Here is a 1,461-nt window from a genome sequence, read left to right on the forward strand (position 1 = left end):
CTTGGACTCAACCGGTCGTCGCAACACCGGCTATCTGGAGCGATAGTAGGTGCTCGTTGAGGGCTTCTGCTGGGGTCTTCCATCCGAGGGTCTTGCGGGGTCTGTTGTTGAGGGTGAAGGCGACGGCCTGGAGCTCGTCGGCGCCCCAGCGCGAGAGGTCCGTGCCCTTCGGAAAGTACTGCCGCAGCAGACCGTTCGTGTTCTCGTTGGTGCCCCGCTGCCAGGGGCTGTGTGGGTCGGCGAAGTAGACCTGGAGTCCGGTGTCGATGCGGAGTTGGGCGTGCTGGGCCAGTTCCGTGCCTCGGTCCCAGGTCAGGGACCTTCGTAGCTGCTCGGGCAGGCTGGTGATGGTGGCGGTGATCGCGTCCTTGACGGCCTCGGCGCCGCGGCCGGCCAGCGCGGGCCCGTTCTTGGTACGTGGTTCGGTGCCGAAGCCTTCCATCCGGGGCAGGTGCAGCAGCATCGTGAATCGCGTGGTGCGCTCGACGAGCGTGCCGATCGCGGACCGGCCGGTGCCGATGATGAGATCGCCTTCCCAGTGACCCGGGACGGCGCGGTCGGCTGCCTCAGCGGGCCGCTCGCTGATCAGCACATCGGCGGTGACGTGGCCGCGGATGCTCTGCCTGGTGCGCTCCCGCGGGACGCGCAGTGACCGTCCGGTACGCAGGCAGGCGACCAGCTCGCGCTTGAGTGCCCCGCGTCCTTGGACATAGAGAGCCTGGTAGATCGCTTCCGCAGAGATGCGCATGGACTCGTCCTCGGGGAAGTCCACCTTGAGCCGCTGCGATATCTGCTCCGGGCTCCACGCCGTCGCCCAGCGGCGGTCCTGCCGTCTCGGCTTGTTCCGGCCCTTCCACGCCGGCACCTGAGGTCCCTCGACGACCTGGCCGTCCATGGCGTGGACGACGGTCCCGGCCAACCGGTCCTGCACGTACTCGCGCAGGCGCTCGTTGACCAGCAGCTTCGCCGTCTTCGGCCTCTGTGCGCGCCGCTCGGCATGCCACTGTGCCAGCGAGGCCCGATACTCCAGGTGGCAGGTCCGGGTGGAGGCGCCTCGCCGCAGCTCCCGCGAGATCGTGGAGGGCGAACGCCCCAGACGCCGCGCGATCGCACGGACGCCGATGCCCCGGGCACGCAGCAGAGCGATCTCCTCCCGTGCGGCGAACGACAGGTAGCGGCCGGACACGGTCGGGGCGAGGCATGGATTCACCCCGCCAGCATGACGAAACCACCGCGACCCCACGGCCGGAGAGACCTCGATCACGGCCGCGGCATCCACCGAGCTCAGCCCTCGCGCGATCGCCTGCCAGAACCGGACCCGATCCTCACGCCAGGCCACGCTCGGCCGACCCGGCGAGGGCATCTGCCCACGATACTCCCGTGCCGCTCGCTGCCGATTCCCCACACCCACCCGCAAACCTCCAGCTCACAGAGGTGTTGCGACGACCGATTGAATCCGCC

General features: G+C 69.1%; 1 protein-coding gene. It reads right to left on the bottom strand.

What is annotated here, in order from left to right:
• Window positions 1-7 precede the first annotated feature (7 nt).
• A complete protein-coding gene (locus ACZ7HQ_RS45470; protein WP_471003510.1) occupies window positions 8-1,363 on the bottom strand; it encodes an IS30 family transposase in 1,356 nt (451 codons plus the stop codon).
• Window positions 1,364-1,461: the final 98 nt, after the last annotated feature.

Source organism: Streptomyces sp. NPDC037290, from assembly GCF_055603245.1.